Origin of the sequence: Streptomyces sp. PR69, assembly GCF_026420845.1 — a bacterium.
Taxonomy (GTDB): Bacteria; Actinomycetota; Actinomycetes; order Streptomycetales; family Streptomycetaceae; genus Streptomyces.
The window spans coordinates 264,918-280,733 of sequence record NZ_JAOWCB010000004.1; the positions used below are offsets into that span (position 1 = coordinate 264,918).

Annotated in this window: 14 protein-coding genes; 8 read left to right on the forward strand and 6 right to left on the reverse strand. The window is 67.2% G+C overall.

Going from position 1 to position 15,816, the window contains the following annotated elements; genetic code table 11:
- Nucleotides 1-44: 44 nt before the first annotated feature.
- Nucleotides 45-839 carry an HNH endonuclease gene (locus OF819_RS05860; protein WP_267242264.1) on the reverse strand — a complete coding sequence of 265 codons (795 nt, stop codon included), beginning with the start codon at nt 837-839 and terminating at the stop codon, nt 45-47.
- A gap of 164 nt (nt 840-1,003) precedes the next feature.
- Here OF819_RS05860 and OF819_RS05865 point away from each other — a divergent pair, with 164 nt between their 5' ends.
- Nucleotides 1,004-4,141 (forward strand): Tn3 family transposase, encoded by a 3,138-nt coding sequence (locus OF819_RS05865; protein WP_267242265.1) that lies wholly within the window; start codon nt 1,004-1,006, stop codon nt 4,139-4,141.
- Nucleotides 4,142-4,202: 61 nt separating this feature from the next.
- Here the strand turns inward: OF819_RS05865 and OF819_RS05870 are convergent, their stop codons facing one another.
- Nucleotides 4,203-4,868, reverse strand: coding sequence for a TetR/AcrR family transcriptional regulator (locus OF819_RS05870; protein WP_267242266.1), 666 nt, complete (start codon nt 4,866-4,868; stop codon nt 4,203-4,205).
- 88 nt (nt 4,869-4,956) lie between these two features.
- Here OF819_RS05870 and OF819_RS05875 point away from each other — a divergent pair, with 88 nt between their 5' ends.
- The 5 genes from OF819_RS05875 (at nt 4,957) to OF819_RS05895 (ending at nt 9,964) form a co-directional block, all read left to right on the forward strand.
- Entirely contained in the window at nt 4,957-5,937 is a 981-nt protein-coding gene (locus OF819_RS05875) for an NAD(P)-dependent alcohol dehydrogenase (RefSeq protein WP_267242267.1), read from the forward strand.
- Nucleotides 5,938-6,099: 162 nt separating this feature from the next.
- Nucleotides 6,100-7,068 carry an ATP-binding cassette domain-containing protein gene (locus OF819_RS05880; protein ID WP_267242268.1) on the forward strand — a complete coding sequence of 323 codons (969 nt, stop codon included), beginning with the start codon at nt 6,100-6,102 and terminating at the stop codon, nt 7,066-7,068.
- On the forward strand, nt 7,065-7,907 hold the full coding sequence (locus tag OF819_RS05885; protein WP_267242269.1) for an ABC transporter permease: 843 nt from the start codon (nt 7,065-7,067) through the stop codon (nt 7,905-7,907). Before OF819_RS05880 ends, OF819_RS05885 begins: the two co-directional genes overlap by 4 nt.
- A 96-nt stretch (nt 7,908-8,003) precedes the next feature.
- A complete protein-coding gene (locus OF819_RS05890) occupies nt 8,004-8,675 on the forward strand; it encodes a DUF2306 domain-containing protein (RefSeq protein WP_267242270.1) in 672 nt (223 codons plus the stop codon).
- A 281-nt stretch (nt 8,676-8,956) separates the two neighbouring features.
- A complete protein-coding gene (locus tag OF819_RS05895) occupies nt 8,957-9,964 on the forward strand; it encodes a recombinase family protein (protein ID WP_267242271.1) in 1,008 nt (335 codons plus the stop codon).
- A gap of 122 nt (nt 9,965-10,086) precedes the next feature.
- Here OF819_RS05895 and OF819_RS05900 read toward each other — a convergent pair whose 3' ends face one another.
- The gene (locus OF819_RS05900) at nt 10,087-11,697 is read right to left on the reverse strand and encodes an AAA family ATPase (protein ID WP_267242272.1); all 1,611 of its coding nucleotides are present in this window, start codon (nt 11,695-11,697) and stop codon (nt 10,087-10,089) included.
- Nucleotides 11,698-12,121: 424 nt separating this feature from the next.
- Between OF819_RS05900 and OF819_RS05905 the strand changes: the two genes are divergently transcribed.
- Entirely contained in the window at nt 12,122-13,177 is a 1,056-nt protein-coding gene (locus OF819_RS05905; protein ID WP_267242273.1) for a hypothetical protein, read from the forward strand.
- Nucleotides 13,178-13,211: 34 nt separating this feature from the next.
- Here OF819_RS05905 and OF819_RS05910 read toward each other — a convergent pair.
- Nucleotides 13,212-14,029, reverse strand: a protein-coding gene (locus tag OF819_RS05910) for an IS5 family transposase (RefSeq protein WP_267242274.1) whose coding sequence is annotated in 2 segments (ribosomal slippage) — nt 13,212-13,687 and nt 13,687-14,029 — 819 coding nt in all. Because the reading frame shifts where the segments join, the coding sequence is not laid out codon by codon here.
- Nucleotides 14,030-14,310: 281 nt separating this feature from the next.
- Between OF819_RS05910 and OF819_RS05915 the strand changes: the two genes are divergently transcribed.
- Nucleotides 14,311-14,883, forward strand: coding sequence for a hypothetical protein (locus tag OF819_RS05915; RefSeq protein ID WP_267242275.1), 573 nt, complete (start codon nt 14,311-14,313; stop codon nt 14,881-14,883).
- Between the two features lie 135 nt (nt 14,884-15,018).
- On the opposite strand, the gene OF819_RS05920 is transcribed toward OF819_RS05915, so the two are convergent.
- Nucleotides 15,019-15,153 carry a hypothetical protein gene (locus OF819_RS05920; protein WP_267242276.1) on the reverse strand — a complete coding sequence of 45 codons (135 nt, stop codon included), beginning with the start codon at nt 15,151-15,153 and terminating at the stop codon, nt 15,019-15,021.
- Between the two features lie 73 nt (nt 15,154-15,226).
- Nucleotides 15,227-15,733 carry a DUF6650 family protein gene (locus OF819_RS05925; RefSeq protein ID WP_267242277.1) on the reverse strand — a complete coding sequence of 169 codons (507 nt, stop codon included), beginning with the start codon at nt 15,731-15,733 and terminating at the stop codon, nt 15,227-15,229.
- Between the last annotated feature and the right edge of the window lie 83 nt (nt 15,734-15,816).

Sequence of the window (15,816 nt, forward strand, 5' to 3'; positions counted from 1 at the left end):
CCTAGCCCAGACACCGACCGGAAAGCGGCGACGTGATTCCGCGTTCACAGGGTTATGAAGGATCCTTGACAAAAGGCTGCGTCGGCGGCCCACGAGCTGTACGCCACGGCTGCCCAGCCGTTGAGGTCGTCGGCGCGGTGGCTTGCGGCCAGTTCCTCCAGGTACTTCCGTAGGCCGGTTGCGTCGTTGGTCCTGAGCTGATGGGCGAGGTGCTGCCGCATGCCTGAGAGGGTCTGGTTGGCCTTGCTGCTGTAGCGCTTGCCCAGTTTAAGGAAGTCGAACTGGTGGCGGATGCGGTCGGCGAACACGGCCTCCCAGTGGGGCGGTGGGGCCACGAAGTACCTGAGCACCCCTGCGCCGCCGGGGGTGACCTCTGCCTCCAGCCAGCGTTCCGTGGCGGCGTCCTCAAAGTAGGGGTGCAGTAGTACTTTCCCGGCGTCTTCAGTGACGTCGTCGCCTTTGGTGCGGTTGCAGAACTCGCAGACCCCTACGAGGTTGTCGGGGGCGACACACAGGGCAGGGAAGGCCTTCTTTGGCATGACGTGATCGAGCTGGGTTACCTCGGTGTGCCGGCACATCGGGCAGAGGTTCTCGTCGCGGCCATCCATGATCTCGTCATAGATCGCTCGGCCGGGGCCGTTGGTCATGCCGCTGTCGTAGACGATGTCGGAGACCCTCGCGCTAGGTATGTCTGTGACTTGAAAGTCTTCCGACTTGAGGTTGTGCAGGGTGCACGACAGGGCGGCGGCCCGGAATGCCTTGGCGGCGGCCTCCGCGATGTCCGCAGCCGCGCGGAGCCTGGTCCCGAGGTTTTCGTTCTTCGTCGTGTCGCGGGACACGCTGGTGGAGATCTTCCACGGCCTTGGGGACCAACGGAACAGCCAGTATCGGTGAGAACGATCATGGTCAGCTCGCTGTGATCCATTAGCACGAGCGATCCGTTGCGTGCGGGTGTTCGCTGAAAGATCCTCGGCTGCTTGATGCGGGTGGTTACGTCCGTCGTATGCCGGTGGAGTTTTTATCTGATGAGCAGGCTGAAGCGTACGGCAAGTTCACTGAGGAGCCCACGCGCCCGGAGCTGGAGCGCTTCTTCTTCCTGGACGACGTCGACCGCGATCTGATCGCGCTGCGGCGTACGAAGCATCACCAGCTTGGCTTCGCTCTCCAGATGTGCACCGTGCGGTACGTGGGAACATTCCTGGGCGAGGACCTGTTGGATGTGCCGTGGCCGGTGGTGGAGCACTTGGCCGAGCAGCTGGGGATCGAGGACCCGTCGTGTGTGAAGCGGTACACGGAGCGGCGGCAGACGGTGTACGACCATGCGTGGGAGATCCGCGACGTGTACGGCTACCACCAGTTTGAAGACCATGCGATGGGCCGGAAGTTCCGGGCGTTCCTGCACGGGCGGGCGTGGACGGCGCACTCGGAAGGGCCGAAGGCGCTGTTCGACCACGCGGTGGGCTGGCTGCGCAGGAACCGGGTGCTGCTGCCGGGCGTCTCGGTACTGGCCCGGCAGGTGGCCGAGGTCCGCGGAATCGCGGAGAAGCGGCTGCACACCACCGTCGCGAAGGCCGCACGCCGCGCGGACCCGGCTTTGCCCGGCGACCTGGTGGCCACGCTGAAGACAGCGGAGGGCAAGCGGTACTCGTACCTGGAGACGCTGCGCCGGCCGCCGACGCGGACCACAGGCACCGCGATGAAGAACGCGTTGCAGAGGGTGGACGAGATCGCCGGGTTCCAGCTGGGGCGGGTGAAGCTGAACAAGATCCCGCCGAACAGGCTGGCGGCGCTGGCCCGGTACGGGCTGGGCACGAAGGCCCCGAAGCTGGAGCGGACCAGTGAGCCGAAGCGTACGGCGATGCTCACCGCGGTGATGCGGCACCTGGAGGCGAAGGCGATCGACGACGCGCTGGACCTGTTCGAGGTCCTGATGGCCACCCGGTTGATCAGCACCGCGAAGCGGTCCACGGACAAGCAACGGCTGTCCACGCTGCCGCAGCTGGAGAAGGCCTCACGGATCGTCGCGCGTGCCTCGAAGGTGTTCATCGAGGAGTTGGAGCTGCTGGAGGAGACCGGCTGCGATGTGGACGTGGCCGCGCTGTGGCGGGCGCTGGAGGAGGTCGCGCCCAGGGCTGCCCTGTCGAGTGCCGCCGCAACGGTGGTCAGCCTGGTGCCGGAGGACGACGACTCAGCGGAGATCGCCATGCGGCAGGCGCTGGCGCTGCGCTACAACACCGTCAAGCCGTTCCTGGCGCTGCTGGGTGAGTCGAAGGCCCTGGACGCGGCGACCGGCGGCAGGCGGGTGCTGACCGGGGTGCAGCTGCTGCCCGCCCTGGCCAGGCGCCGGGTGACGGAGAAGCCGCTGCTGCCGCGTGAGATCGACGAGAAGCTGGTGCCGCCGGCCTGGCGTAAGGCGGTGTATGCGAACGCCGAGCTGCCGGAGGGGGCGGTGGACCGGGACGCGTACGTGGTGTGCGTGCTGGAGCAGCTCTTCCGCGCCCTGAAGCGCCGAGACATCTACGCCTCTCCCTCGCACCGGTGGTCCGACCCGCGCGCCCGCCTGCTGGACGGCAAGGAGTGGGAGGCCGTCCGTGAGGACGTCCTGGCGGGCCTGAGCCTGGACGAGGACGCCGAACAGCACCTGAAGGAACTGATCGAGGTCCTGGACGCGACGTGGAAGCAGATGGCCGAGCGGCTGGAGGAGGCCGGCACCGACGCGAAGATCAGCATCGAGGTGCAGCCGAACGGGCAGGCAAGGCTGAACGTGGAGAAGCTCCACGCGCTGGGTGAGCCGAAGTCGCTGAACTGGCTGCGCAAGCGGGTCGAGAAGATGCTTCCAAAGATCGACCTGCCGGACCTGCTGTTCGAGGTGCACGCCTGGACCGGGTTCCTGGACGCCTTCGTGCACCTGGGTGACGGGAAGACCCGCATGAAGGACCTCACCACCTCGGTGGTGGCGCTCTTGGTGAGCGAGGCGTGCAACATCGGGATGACTCCGGTCATCAACCCGAACATCGAGGCCCTGACCCGCTCCCGCTTGGTCCACGTCGACCAGTACTACCTGCGCGCCGACACCATCGCTGCGGCCAACGCGGCGCTGATCGCCGCCCAGGCCCGGGTGCCGATCGTCAAGTTCTGGGGCAACGGGCTGCTGGCCTCCGTCGACGGGCTGCGCTTCGTCGTCCCCGTCCGCACGATCAACGCTGCCCCGAGCCCCAAGTACTTCGCGAAGAAGAAGGGCATCACCTGGCTGAACGCGATCAATGACCAGGTGATCGGGATCGGGCAGATGGTGGTGGCCGGCACCCCGCGCGACTCCCTGTTCATCCTGGACGCTTTGTTGAACCTGGACGGCGGGGTGAAGCCGGAGATGGTCGCCACCGACAACGCCTCCTACTCCGACATGGTCTTCGGCATCTTCAAGATGCTCGGCTACCGCTTCTCTCCGCGGTTCAAGGACCTGGAGGACCATCGGTTCTGGAAGGCCCAGATGCCCGGCGGCGAGCCGGCGGGCGGCTACGGGCCGCTGGAGGCGCTGGCCCGCAACAAGGTGAACGTGAAGAAGGTGCTCACGGCCTGGCCGGACATGCTGCGGGTGGCGGGCTCCCTGGTCACTAACCAGGTCAGGGCCTACGACCTGCTGCGGATGTTCGGCCGCGAGGGCCACCCCACGCCCTTGGGGCAGGCGTTCGCCGAGTATGGGCGGATCGCCAAGACCCTGCACCTGCTCGCCGTCGTCGACCCCGTGGACGACACCTACCGTCGACAGATGCACAAGCAGCTCACTGTCCAGGAGTCCCGGCACAAGCTCGCCCGCGACATCTGCCACGGCAAGAAGGGCACCATCCACCAGGCGTACAGGGACGGGATGGAGGACCAGCTTGGCTCTCTGGGTCTCGTTTTGAATGCGGTCGTTCTGTGGACGACGCGCTACATCGACGCCGCAGTCGCCCAGCTCCGCGCCGAAGGTCACGAGATCAAGGACGAGGACGTGGCCCGGCTCTCGCCGCTCAAGCACCGGAATCTGAACGTCCTCGGCCGCTACAGCTTCACCGCCTCCCAGCCGGTCGACGGGCTGCGGCCGCTGCGTGACCCGGACTCGGTCGACCTCGACGATGACGACGACGGCCAGGACGAGTGAGCCGTGGACGGCGGTCGGCCCGGCGGTGCCCCACGGACAAGGGCGGTGCCGGGGCGCCGATTCAGGTCGCGGTGCGCATCCGTTCCAGGCCGTCGAGGATCAGGTCGAGCCCGAACTCGAACCCGTCGCTCTTGTCCTGGTGGTTGAGATGGTGGCGGATGTGTGCGGCCACATCGGGATACCGTTCGGCCGGGAAGGAGCGCAGGTAGCCTTCGCCCATCTCCTGCATCTCGCCGTGGTCCAGGGGGAAGTCCAGCGCCTGCAGTGCGTGGCCGGTGATGTGGTTCTCGATCGTGTGGAAGGCGCGGTCGAGCAGGTCGGGTGGGAAGCCGGCCTCGCGCAGGGTGCGCAGTGCGCTGTCCAGGTAGCGCATCCGCGCCGGTCCCAGGGTGATGCTGGCTGTCCACAGGGACGCCGACCAGGGGTGGCGCAAGAACGCGGTGTGCGCGGAGATTGCGCGTCGCCGCGTGTGGTCCCGCCAGTCCGCGTCGTTGTCGGGCAGCTCGATCTCGTTGGCGACGCGGTCGAGCATGCCGTCGAGCAGGTCCTCCTTGTTGTCGACGTGGTTGTACAGCGCCATGCCCTCCACGCCGAGTGTCCGCCCGAGTCGGCGCATCGTCACGGCGCCGATGCCCTCGGTGTCGGCCAGGGCGATGCCTGCGTCGAGCACCCGGTCGCGGTTCAGTGGTGCGCGGCGCCCGTTCGGCGGGTCGTTCAGCCTCGGCACTGGTGACACTCATCTCCTCTTGACTGCCTGCGACACGAAGTCTAACGTACACCGTAAATATTTACGGTGTAAATACAATGGGAGTGATATGAAAGCGATCGTGCAGCGCGGCTACGGCGATCCCCGTGAGGTGCTGGAGCTCGGCGAACTCGACCGGCCGGAGCCCGGAGACCACGAGGTCCTGGTGCGCGTCCGCGCCTCGTCGGTGAACCCCGCAGACTGGATGACACTGGTCGGCCTCCCCCACGTACTGCGGCTCGCGTCCGGTCTGACGCGGCCCAGGCGCCGGGTGCGGGGCAAGGACGTCGCCGGGATCGTCGAGGCGGTCGGCCGCAAGGTCACGCGGTGGCAGCCGGGCGCCGAGGTGTTCGGTGAGCTGCCCCACGGCGCCTACGCCGAGTACGCCGTGGCCGCCGAGGATGCACTGGCGCCCAAGCCGGCCAGCCTCGGCTTCCCGGAGGCGGCGGCCGTTCCGCTCGCGGGAATCACCGCCCTCCAGGGGCTCCGCGATATCGGCGGCGTCCGGGCCGGCCACCGCGTGCTGGTCAACGGCGCCTCCGGGGGCGTGGGCACGTTCGCCGTGCAGATCGCGAGGTCGCTCGGCGCGCACGTGACCGGCGTGTGCAGCACCGGCGGCGTCGACCTGGTGCGCTCGGTTGGCGCCGACGCGGTCGTCGACTACACGCGAGAAGACTTCACGCGGGACGGGCAGCCCTACGACGTCATCTTCGACCTCGTCGGGAATCACGCCCTGTCGGCGTACCGGCGGGTGCTGCGCCGCGACGGGACCTACGTCGCCGCCAGCGGCATGCCCGGCGGTGACGTCCTGGGTCCCCTGCCCTACATCCTGCGGGTCGCGCTCCCCTCTGTGCGCGGCGGCCCGAGGATGAAGCCGCTCACCGCGAAGGCGAACCCCGACGACCTCGCGACGCTCGCGAAGCTGATCGAAGCCGATGAAGTGCGGCCCGTCATCGAGTGCGCCTACGGCTTCCCGGAGATCGCGGCAGCCCTTGCCAGGCAGGGCGAGGGCCATGCGCGGGGCAAGACCGTGGTAACCATCGCGTCCTGAGCCCCGCCGAGCCGCCGCCTCCTCGGCACATCAGGAAACACTCAAGGGGCCGCACGCGGCTCGCCATCCGGGGCGCAGCACGCCCCATTGTTTACAGCGTAAATACGCCTGGTGGATCCCTGTCGGGCGAACGGTCCGGCTCACGAACCGAAAGGAAAGGCCATGCCCCCGTACGCGATCCACGCCGAAGGGCTGCGCAAGCGGTACGGCGACACCGTCGCCGTCGACGGTGTCGACCTCGCAGTCCCGCAGGGCAGCGTCTACGGCTTTCTCGGCCCCAACGGGGCCGGCAAGACCACCACCATCCGGATGCTCGCGACCCTGGTCCGGCCCACCGCAGGACGGGCACGGATCTTCGGCCGCGACATCGTCGCCGACGCCGACGCGGTACGCGCCCGCATCGGCCTCACCGGCCAGTACGCCTCGGTCGACGACGACCTCACGGGCAGGGAGAACCTGGTGCTGATGGGCCGGCTGCTCGGTCACCGGCACCGTGCCGCCGCGGAGCGGGCCAGGGAGCTGCTGGCCGCTTTCGGCCTCGAAGCCGCCGCGCACCGGCGGGTCAAGGGCTACTCGGGCGGTATGCGCCGCCGGCTGGACATCGCCGCGAGCATCGTGGTGACACCCGACCTGCTGTTCCTCGACGAACCGACCACGGGACTCGACCCGCGAAGCCGCACCCAGGTATGGGACGTCGTACGCGAACTGGCCATGGGCGGCACCACGGTCCTGCTGACCACCCAGTACCTGGAAGAGGCCGACCGGCTGGCGGACCGGCTGGCGGTCATCGACCACGGCCGCATCATCGCCGAGGGCACGCCCGCCGAACTCAAGCAGTCCGTCGGCGCCGGAGTGGTACACGTCCGGCTCAGGGACCCGGCCCGGCGAGACGACGCGGCGCGGATCCTGACCCGGGTGCTGGCCGTGCCGGTCCGCCACGAGGAGGACCCGGCGGCCCTGTCGGCCGGTCTGGACGATCCCGCGCGGGCCGGTGCGGCACTGAGCGAGCTCGCGCACGGCGGCATCGAAGTCAGCGACTTCGGCGTCGGCCGGATCAGCCTCGACGAAGTCTTCCTGGCCCTCACCGGCCACCACGCCACACCCAAGTCCCCGAAGGAGGCCACCGCATGAACACCGTCCCGGCCCCACCGCCCACCGACGCCACCACCGCCCCGCTTCGCTCTGCGCTGTCGACCCGAGCACGTCCGGCCCGTCCCAGCGCACCGGCCGCCGCACTCGCCTTCAGCTGGCGGGCTGTCCTGCGCATCAGGCATGTCCCGGACCAGTTGTTCGATGTGACCGTGTTCCCGCTGATGATGCTGGTGATGTTCACCTACCTGTTCGGCGGAGCGCTGGCCGGTTCCACCGGCGAGTATCTGCAGTCGGTCCTGCCCGGCATCCTGGTCATGACGGTCACGATGACCACGCAGTCGACCGCGGTCGCGCTCAACACCGATATCTCCAAAGGGGTGTTCGACCGGTTCCGGTCGCTGCCGATCTGGCGTCCGGCCCCGTTGGTCGGGGCGCTGCTGGCCGATCTGGGCCGTTACGCGGTCGCGGCCACGATGATCGTGAGCCTCGGCGTGCTGCTGGGGTTCCGTCCCGATGCGGGCCTGTCCGGGGTGCTGGCCGGTGTGGGCCTGGTGCTGCTGTTCGCCTGGAGCTTGTCGTGGGTCTGGACGAGCCTCGGCCTGCTGGCCCGCAGCCCCGAGTCGGTGATGTTCCTCGGCATACTGGTGACGTTCCCGATGAGTTTTGTCAGCAACGTCTTCGTCGACCCCGCCACCCTGCCCGGCTGGCTCGAAGCGTTCGTCGACGTCAACCCGATCACGCACCTGGTCACCGCCGTACGCGGCCTGATGCACGCAGAGCCGGTCACCACCGAGATCGGCTGGGTCCTGACAACCTGCGCCGCTCTGGTCGCCGTGTTCGGCCCCGTCACGATGCGGCTCTACCGCCGCGAACCGTAATGCTCACGCTCCCTGCGGTCCGACACGTTGTTCGGCCCTCGTCTCAGCGGGCGAGGGCCGAACGACGCCATCAGGAAAGCCAGGAAAAGGCCCCCGATGACCAGTTCCTCCACGCCCCAAAGGTTCGCGCTCGCCGGACTGCTGACGCTCGCCGTCATCCCCTCGCTCGCCGGCGTCTTCCGCCTCACCGAACTGGTCGGCGGCGCGGACATCACGCCGGAGAACACCCGGTTCTTCGCCTCCCCCGCGCCCGTGGTCGTCCACATCCTCGCCGCCGTCCCGTTCGGCGTCCTGGGCGCCTTCCAGTTCGTCCCTGCCATCCGCCGCCGGCACCCCGGCCGGCACCGCGCGGCCGGCCGGTTCCTGGTCGTGTGTGGGCTCGCCGCGGCGCTCTCAGGTCTGTGGATGACCTTGCTCTACCCACGGACAGACAGCGACGGTGACCTCTTGACCGGTATCCGCCTGGTCTTCGGCCTGGCCATGGCCGCCTCACTCGTCCTGGCCTTCGCCGCAGTCCGACGGCGGGACCTGGCCCGGCACCGCGCATGGATGTTCCGCGGCTACGCGATCGGCATGGGGGCGGGCACGCAAACACTGCTGTTCATACCCTCGATCGTCGCCCTCGGCCTGCCCGGCGAGCTGGACAAAGCCCTGGTCCACGGCCTCGGCTGGGTGATCAACCTCGCCGTGGCCGAGTGGGCCATCCATCGGCGACCATCGGCTGCCGCGCACAAGCCCGAGGATGTCGACCGCATAACGACGGAATGAGCACTGAGCGACAATCAGCTCAGAGTGGTCCGCCAACTACTGACAGTCCACCCCGACTGAATCGGCCGGATACTCGAACGTGGGTCGGAAGTTCGATGCCCGGAGCGTCAAGGCCACGGGTTCAACGCGGCGTTACTCTCACAAACGACCCTTTGCCCGAGCAAGATCGAATACGGGCCGTCGAAGATCGCGAAGACCCTGATCGGTTCGCAGAACCCGTTCGCACTCAAAAGGGGGAGCAACCCCCTTCTGAGACTTGCATTGTGCGAAAATCCGGGCTCATGACGGACCCTCACGAGCCTTCCCCCGCCGACTCCTCGGACGCGGACGACGTCGAACGGCACGCCTGCCCGAAGTGTGACGCACAGCCCGGCTCGCCGTGCCGCTCGCGCTCCGGCGCGGTCACCTCCGCCTACCACACCGGCCGCTTCACCAAGGTGCCCCGGCTCGCGAAGAAACTGCGGGTGCCCACCCCAGCCGACCGCGCCCCCGGCCAGCCGTGGCGGCCCGGCACCCCGCCCCCCGCTCCCATCGACCCCGACCTGCCGAGCGCGGACATCCGCATCGGATACGCCAGGTGCTCGCACCGCAGCCAGGAACTCCAAACCCAGATCGACGCGCTCGCCGGACACGGCATCCCCCGGGACAAGATCTTCAGCGAGAAGATCAGCACCCGCATCCGGGTCCGCCCCCAGTTCGAACAGGCCCTCAAGACAGCCCGGGAGATCAAGGCCCACGCCCCGCACTGCCGGGTGCTCTTCACGGTGTTCGAGATGAAGCGACTGGGCCGGGACGCTGCCGAACTGACGGCGCTCGCCGACCACCTGACCGCGCACGGCCTGGTCCTGGAGATGCTCCACGGCCCCCTGGCCGGCATCTACGACCCCAGCGGCCCCGGCAAGCTGCTGTTCGCGTTCTTCGCCGCGATGGCGGAGACCGAGCGGGAGAACATCCGCGAATCCACCCTCGAAGGGCTCGACACCGCGGCCCGCAAGGGCAAGTACGGCGGCCGGCCGCCCGTCATCACCGACGACATGCTGCATACCGTGCTCCGCCGCCGCGCGCTCGGCGAGTCCGTCGAGCAGATCCAGCCCGACCTGATCATCCCCACCGGCAAGCGCAAGGGCCAGAACCCGTCCGTCGCCAGCATTTACCGGGCACTCGCCGAGCACGCTAAGCGCGAGGCGTACCCCGAAGCCGTCGAACAGGCCCACACCGACTTCGCCGCCCACCAGGCCGGAGAACTCCCCAGCCCGCGCACGGCACAGACCGCCGAACCCGCCCGATGACTGGTGACGAGAGAGCCGCTCAAGGCGTCAAGATCAATCTCACCGATACTGGTTGTTCCGTTGGTCCCCAAGGCCGTTCCAGCTGTCTCTGGCGCTGAGTGTCAGCGGGTCCGCGGGCCACATCAGCGGTCCTCCGCCCTCTTGTCCGCGAGCAGGATGCGGACCAGGCCTTTGGCCTCGTCGCCCAGCTGGTCCTTGAAGTGACCGATGACGTCCTCGTAGGTGTCGAACCGGTCGACGGCCTTCTCGATCTCCGCGTAGAAGCCAGACTTCATCGCTTCGAGGCCGAAGATCTCGTGGGTGAGTACTCCTACGTTCTCCCCGTAGGTCTCGATCCTGGGGCGCCGTGCGCGCCCGTGAGAGCCATTGCGGCTCATCTTGTAGACGCAGGACCGGGGGACTTCTTGGAGTACGACAGGCGAATGCGTCGCGGTGATGGCGACACCATTGCGTTCTGTCAGAAGGTCGGACAGCGCGCGGACGAAGGAGGACAGCAGTGGGGGATGGAGATGCGCCTCGGGCTCATCGAGCAGCACGAGCGTCTGCTCTGCGAGCAGGTCCACGAGCCGGGTAAGGGTGAGCAGCACGATGGCATGTCCGGAACTGAGACTCACAAAGATGTCGCGCCACAGGCGTCCTGTGCCGGTCGCCAGACTGGAGTTGTCTCCAGCGGTCGTGAGGGTGTCGATCGGCCTACTGCCGAGGGCGGGCTCGGTAGTGTCGCCGAGGACGGCAGCGGCGAATTGGGGGTCGCTGGCCAGGGTGACCACGGAATCGACCCAGCGGTCGTAATGCCCGGAGGTCGAGATCGATTTGAGGCTGTCGAGGAATTCGGACGTTAGATCATCCCGCCCTTTCAGGCGGACCGTGTGGCTGTCGTTTGTCTCGATGGCGGGGACTTCCGCGGTCAGGCCGACGTGCGTGTATCTGGTCGTGGTGTGCGAGGGGGTGATGCCTGTGAAAGGGTCGAACGCGCTGAAGGTGACGAGCAGGACGTTGGCGAAGCCAGTCTCTTCAATGTAAGTGATCTTGCCGGCGGTTTCGGGAAGGTCGAAGGGTCGTACGGCGGCTGCGGCCAGGGAGCGCAGGAGCGTGGTCTTTCCGACACCGTTGCGTCCGATGAGCACGTGGATGTTGCTCGACGGCACGGAATTGGGACGAACCTCGAACTCCAGCGGGGGGCGGGCGGGGGTATCGGGGTTCGGTTGCGGAGGGTGGTAATTGAACTTGTAGCTAGTGAGCCTTGGGCCACCGGCGGTGATACGTCGATACTGGTGGAGGACCGTTTGCAGGGAGACGCTCCGCATGAGGGAGGTCGCCGTGACCGGACTCGACGATGACAGCGCGAGCAGTTTCACTTCTGTACTGGCGGGGTCGTCCAGTGCGGTGAGGTCGCCCAGGCCGATGAGGATTTCCCTTGCCGCAAAATGTTCGAGATCAGCGATCTTTTCGTAATATAGGTCGTCCTGGCCGAGTGAAATCCATTCACCCAGGTCAGCCGGCAGCCTCTCGTCGAAGTCGCCGGACGGCAGGGGGCTGGGGCCGGGTTGCTGGTCGACGAGGGCAATTTTGACGCGTCCGATCTCGGTCGGCATGGTGTTGGCGGAGGGTCGGATCCACAGGTCGTAGCTGGTCCTGTAGCCGAAGTCGTCCCAACTATCGGGGACGAGGATTGCGGCGCGGGGGCCCGTGGCGTAGGGCAAAGTTCGGTCGGGTTGGACGATGAACCGCACGGGGTTCCTCCACGCTCGCAGGAATGTCGGGGTGGCCCCGATGCCAGTGGCCACGTCGAACAGGGTGGGCCAGTACCTCAGAACCTCTCAGCACGCACGAGATCTTCCTTGTCCGGCGGACCGAGCACGGACGCCTCGGGGTCCGGCGCGCCGACCAACAGGTTCTCAGTCTCCGGGCTGGAACTCCGGTGCCAGCCGCGCGGGTTGACCGCCAACCCGCGGTCCCAGCCCCCAGAATCAGGGCGTCTCACCCGTGAGTTCGTGGTGAAGAACCTTCAGTTTCCCTGAACTGACGGGCCTCGGCGGCCTTGGTACTGGTGCACTCGCGTATTCAACTGTCGCCAGTTCCCCGAGGAGTCCAGCCTGCTGGTGACGGTGTGTGGTCCCCAGGGGCGTGATGTTCTCGCGCCGTACGATGGATGGTGTGACAGTCGAGGTGTACGCCGACCGGTTCCTGCAGAGCGCTTTCGACGCCATGGGCGACGACCCGGAACAGATCCTCCATGCAGGAAGGATCGTGGGAGCCGCCAGGCTGGACGCGGCCGACGAACAGGCCGTGGTCTCCCATCTCGTAGTGCGTGGCTGGGCGAAGCGTGCGGTCAACCAGGCCAACGGCCGTTCTCCCCTCATCCGCTTGACCCGGGCCGGCGTGGCTAAGGCCCGTGAGTTGCGGGCCCACTCGGAGCCACGAGCCGAACGCGAGGCACATCTGAACAACGTGCTGCCTCACTGGGCGTATAACAACTCCCCGTCGGGAGGCTCGGCGGACTTGCAGAAGTTCGCCGCGGCCAAGGAGTGGTGGTTCTGCGGCACCGAGGTCACATGGCACGAAGTGGACGCCGCCGTCGCCTACCTGGAAGCCAAGGGCCTTCTTGTGGCCGACCGCACCCCCCGGCCCCAACGCATTACGCTGACCGCCGACGGCATCGACTTCGTGCGCTCCAAGCAGACTCTGTGGTTCTTCCTGACCACCCGTCAGCAGCAGCCCGTCTCAAACGGCACCATCATCGTCGACAGTAATGTCGTGTATGGGCCGGTGCACGACAGTAGCCTGGCCGCCGGAGCAAGCAACGCCCAGACGGTGCGAGGGAACGTGACCGACCACAGCCAGCACTACCCCCAGGCCCTGCAGCCCAACATCAGCGTCGGTGACATCGGGGCGGGCGCCGCCGTAAGTTTCGGCAGCGGCCCCGCCTCCGCAGCATCCCGGGGCGGCAGCGCCATCGCTGGAAGCCACAACCAGCAGAACACCGGCCTGGAAGACGCCGACCTGATCTCGATTCTCAACCGGCTCCGACAGGATCTGGGCGAGTATCCCGGAGGGAACGCGCTCATAGACGAACTCCAGGCCCAGGCAGCGTCCGAAGAGGACACGCCGGAACTGCGCAGCTCCATGTGGAGGCTCCGCATCGAACCGTTCGCCACCCGGTTCGGAATCGTGGGTTCGCTCGCCTCGATCGTGTCTCTGCTCCTCGGGTAGCTCCAGTCGGCTACTTACTAGTTTAGACCGTGTCCTATGTGGTGAGTCGGACGAGTCGTTTGTAGCAGCAGAGGGTGGCGGCGAGGCCGAGGAAGGCCAGGTAGTTGCGGGGGTGGCGTTCATAGCGGTGGCTGAGGCGGCGGTAGCCGGTCAGCCATGACATGGTGCGTTCGATGACCCAACGTCGGCGCCCCAACCGTTCGCTGGACTCGACCCCCTTGCGGGCGATGCGGACGCCGATGTGCTTGCCCCATAGCCATTTGCGCAGGTGGGGGACGTCATATGCCTTGTCGGCGTGGAGGCGCTGGGGTTTGAAGTAGCGGCCGCGGCGGGGGTCGTGTCTCGTTTGGTTGCCCTCGACCATCGGCTTCAACGCGAGGCTGTCGTGGGTGTTGGCCGCGGAGAGGCCGACGAGGAGGGGCAGTCCGTTCGCGTCCGACAGAACGTGCATCTTGGAACCCGGCTTGCCCCGGTCCACGGGGCTCGGGCCTGTGAGTTCGCCCCCCTTTTAGCCCTGACGTGCGCGGAGTCGAGCACGGCCCGTGAGAGGTCGAGCAGGCCGGCGTCGTCCAGGCGGTGCAGGATCTCCTCGTGGAGCCGACCCCAGACCCCGGCTCGCGACCAGAGCAGGAACCTGCGGTGGGCCGTCGACTTCGATATCCCGAAGCACGGCGGCAAGGCCCGCCAGGCACACCCGCTGACCAGGACGTAGATGATCGCGGCGAACAGCGTCTCATCAGGCGTGTCCTGCGTCCCACCGCCCTGCGGCCGCACCTTCGACGGCGGGATCAGCGGCTCCGCGATCTCCCACAGCCCGTCCGGAACAATCCAACTCCACGTACCCCGCCCCATGCCGAGCCCAACGCCCGACTCACCACATAGGACACGGTCTTACTGGTGAGCTCGCGTATTCAACTGTCGCGTGTTGTCGGTGCTCACGAGCTTGGCAGTGACGTTCCGTGATCTCCAGGGGTGTATCGGCTCCATGTCCCGCCGGTCTCGTTGAGGAGACGGGTGTGGTCTTGTCGTGGGAGCCGAGGGCGATCGTTGGCCCGGGCGTAGGCATCCGGGAGGTGGGTGTCGCTGGGCGGGTGTGAAATGGGGGCAGGCGGCTCCATTGAGGAGGCATCGGGATGGAAATCGACCCATGGGCGTGGGGCTGGGTGTCCATCGGCACGCTGTCCGCAGCATTCGCCACGGTGGTGCTGGCCGCCGTGACCTTTCACTTGGTCCGGCGTACGAAGGACATTGCGAAGGCCAGTGAAGCGGATCTGAAGGCGCAGTGGCGTCCCGTTCTTGTGCCCACTCTGGAAGACCCCGAGCTGGCCCACGATTCGGATGCGAAGCTGCTGAGCCTGGTGGTACGCATCCGTAACGTCGGGCGCGGCCCGGCGCTCTATGTGCGGGCCCAGGTGGAGACGCCTCCCGCCAATGACCCCGGCGGGGTGAGCCCGCAGCATTGGTCGCCTGGGACGCTCGCGCCTGACGACGCCCAGGAGCTGGTCTTCCGGCTGCCCAAGGTTCCCGAGTTCGCTCAGCTCCTGCTGGACTACAGGGATCTGGCAGACAATACCCACGGCACCTCGGTGACCATCACCTTCCACGACGGCAGGCCCTACTTCTATGACGTGCACCTCGTGGAGCACAAGGTCACGGTTCTCGGTGACGCCGTCTACCCGCAGGACGGCCTGAGGTCCGTCTTGTGATCGCAGAGCGCAACTTCAGCTCCGCGTATTGTCAGTTTCCCGAGGGGTCCAGCCCGATGGTGACCGTAGATGATCTCCAGCGGCGTACCGGCTCCAGGCGCCTCCGGCTTGGGTAGCCAGCTTGGCGGTGGTGACTTAGTGGTATCTGAGGGCGTCCGCGACGACGTGTTCGGGCATCTCCAGGACGTGCTCGCGGATCGCAGAGGTCCGGCCGACGGTGGTGGGGATGCCGAGGTCGTTGACCAGGGCCACGAGCGTTTCGGGGTGCATCGGCTGTCCGGCCCGGCGTCCAGGGAACACGGGCGCTCGCCGGGGGGAGAGTGATCTGCTGGACGGGCAGGCGTCAGTCGCTGTCCGGTTCGGGTAGCGTCCGCGCTAGATCATCTTCTACGTCAAGGCCGAAGGACGCCGCGATGGTGGCCACCTGGAGGCCAACACCAGCGCGCAGTTCGCCGAGGGCCTCGCCGAACCAGTAGTCCTGCATCCTCCAGTGGTGTTCCCGGAAGAGGTGGCGGGAGGCAGTCGCCGCGTCAGCGTGGTTCTCAGTGGCACCGACCCGGTTCAGGAAGCTCACGCAGTAGCGGCGCATGATCCGTAGCGGCTCGTGCAATTCGGCGCGGATACCGCCCTCGCCGATCACGGTGGTCAGGAAGTCGCGGATCTCCAGGACCGAGGTGACACACTGTTCGGGCACCTCGTTGGTATACGTCGAGAACAGCACGCGGCGGGCCTCGACGAAGGTGAGGACCTTGCGGGCGACGGCGACATCGACCGTCGGTGGGTTCCAGGACACACCAAAAATGGGCGTACTAATCCCGTTCACGCGCGCGATGATCTCGGCGAACTTCACCCTGCGATGTTCGCACGGCGAGGTAGGCAACGGAGCCCTGAAGCGCCCCTGTACTCGCAGGAGCTTCTGGCGAGGTTCCGTAC

Coding starts and splice junctions, on each gene's coding strand:
- OF819_RS05865 (WP_267242265.1), top strand. CDS start 1,004: ATGCCGGTGGAGTTTTTATCTGATGAGCAGGCTGAAGCGTACGGCAAG.
- OF819_RS05890 (WP_267242270.1), top strand. CDS start 8,004: ATGACCAGTTCCTCCACGCCCCAAAGGTTCGCGCTCGCCGGACTGCTG.
- OF819_RS05875 (WP_267242267.1), top strand. CDS start 4,957: ATGAAAGCGATCGTGCAGCGCGGCTACGGCGATCCCCGTGAGGTGCTG.
- OF819_RS05915 (WP_267242275.1), top strand. CDS start 14,311: ATGGAAATCGACCCATGGGCGTGGGGCTGGGTGTCCATCGGCACGCTG.
- OF819_RS05880 (WP_267242268.1), top strand. CDS start 6,100: ATGCCCCCGTACGCGATCCACGCCGAAGGGCTGCGCAAGCGGTACGGC.
- OF819_RS05895 (WP_267242271.1), top strand. CDS start 8,957: ATGACGGACCCTCACGAGCCTTCCCCCGCCGACTCCTCGGACGCGGAC.
- OF819_RS05920 (WP_267242276.1), bottom strand. CDS start 15,153: ATGCACCCCGAAACGCTCGTGGCCCTGGTCAACGACCTCGGCATCCCC.
- OF819_RS05885 (WP_267242269.1), top strand. CDS start 7,065: ATGAACACCGTCCCGGCCCCACCGCCCACCGACGCCACCACCGCCCCG.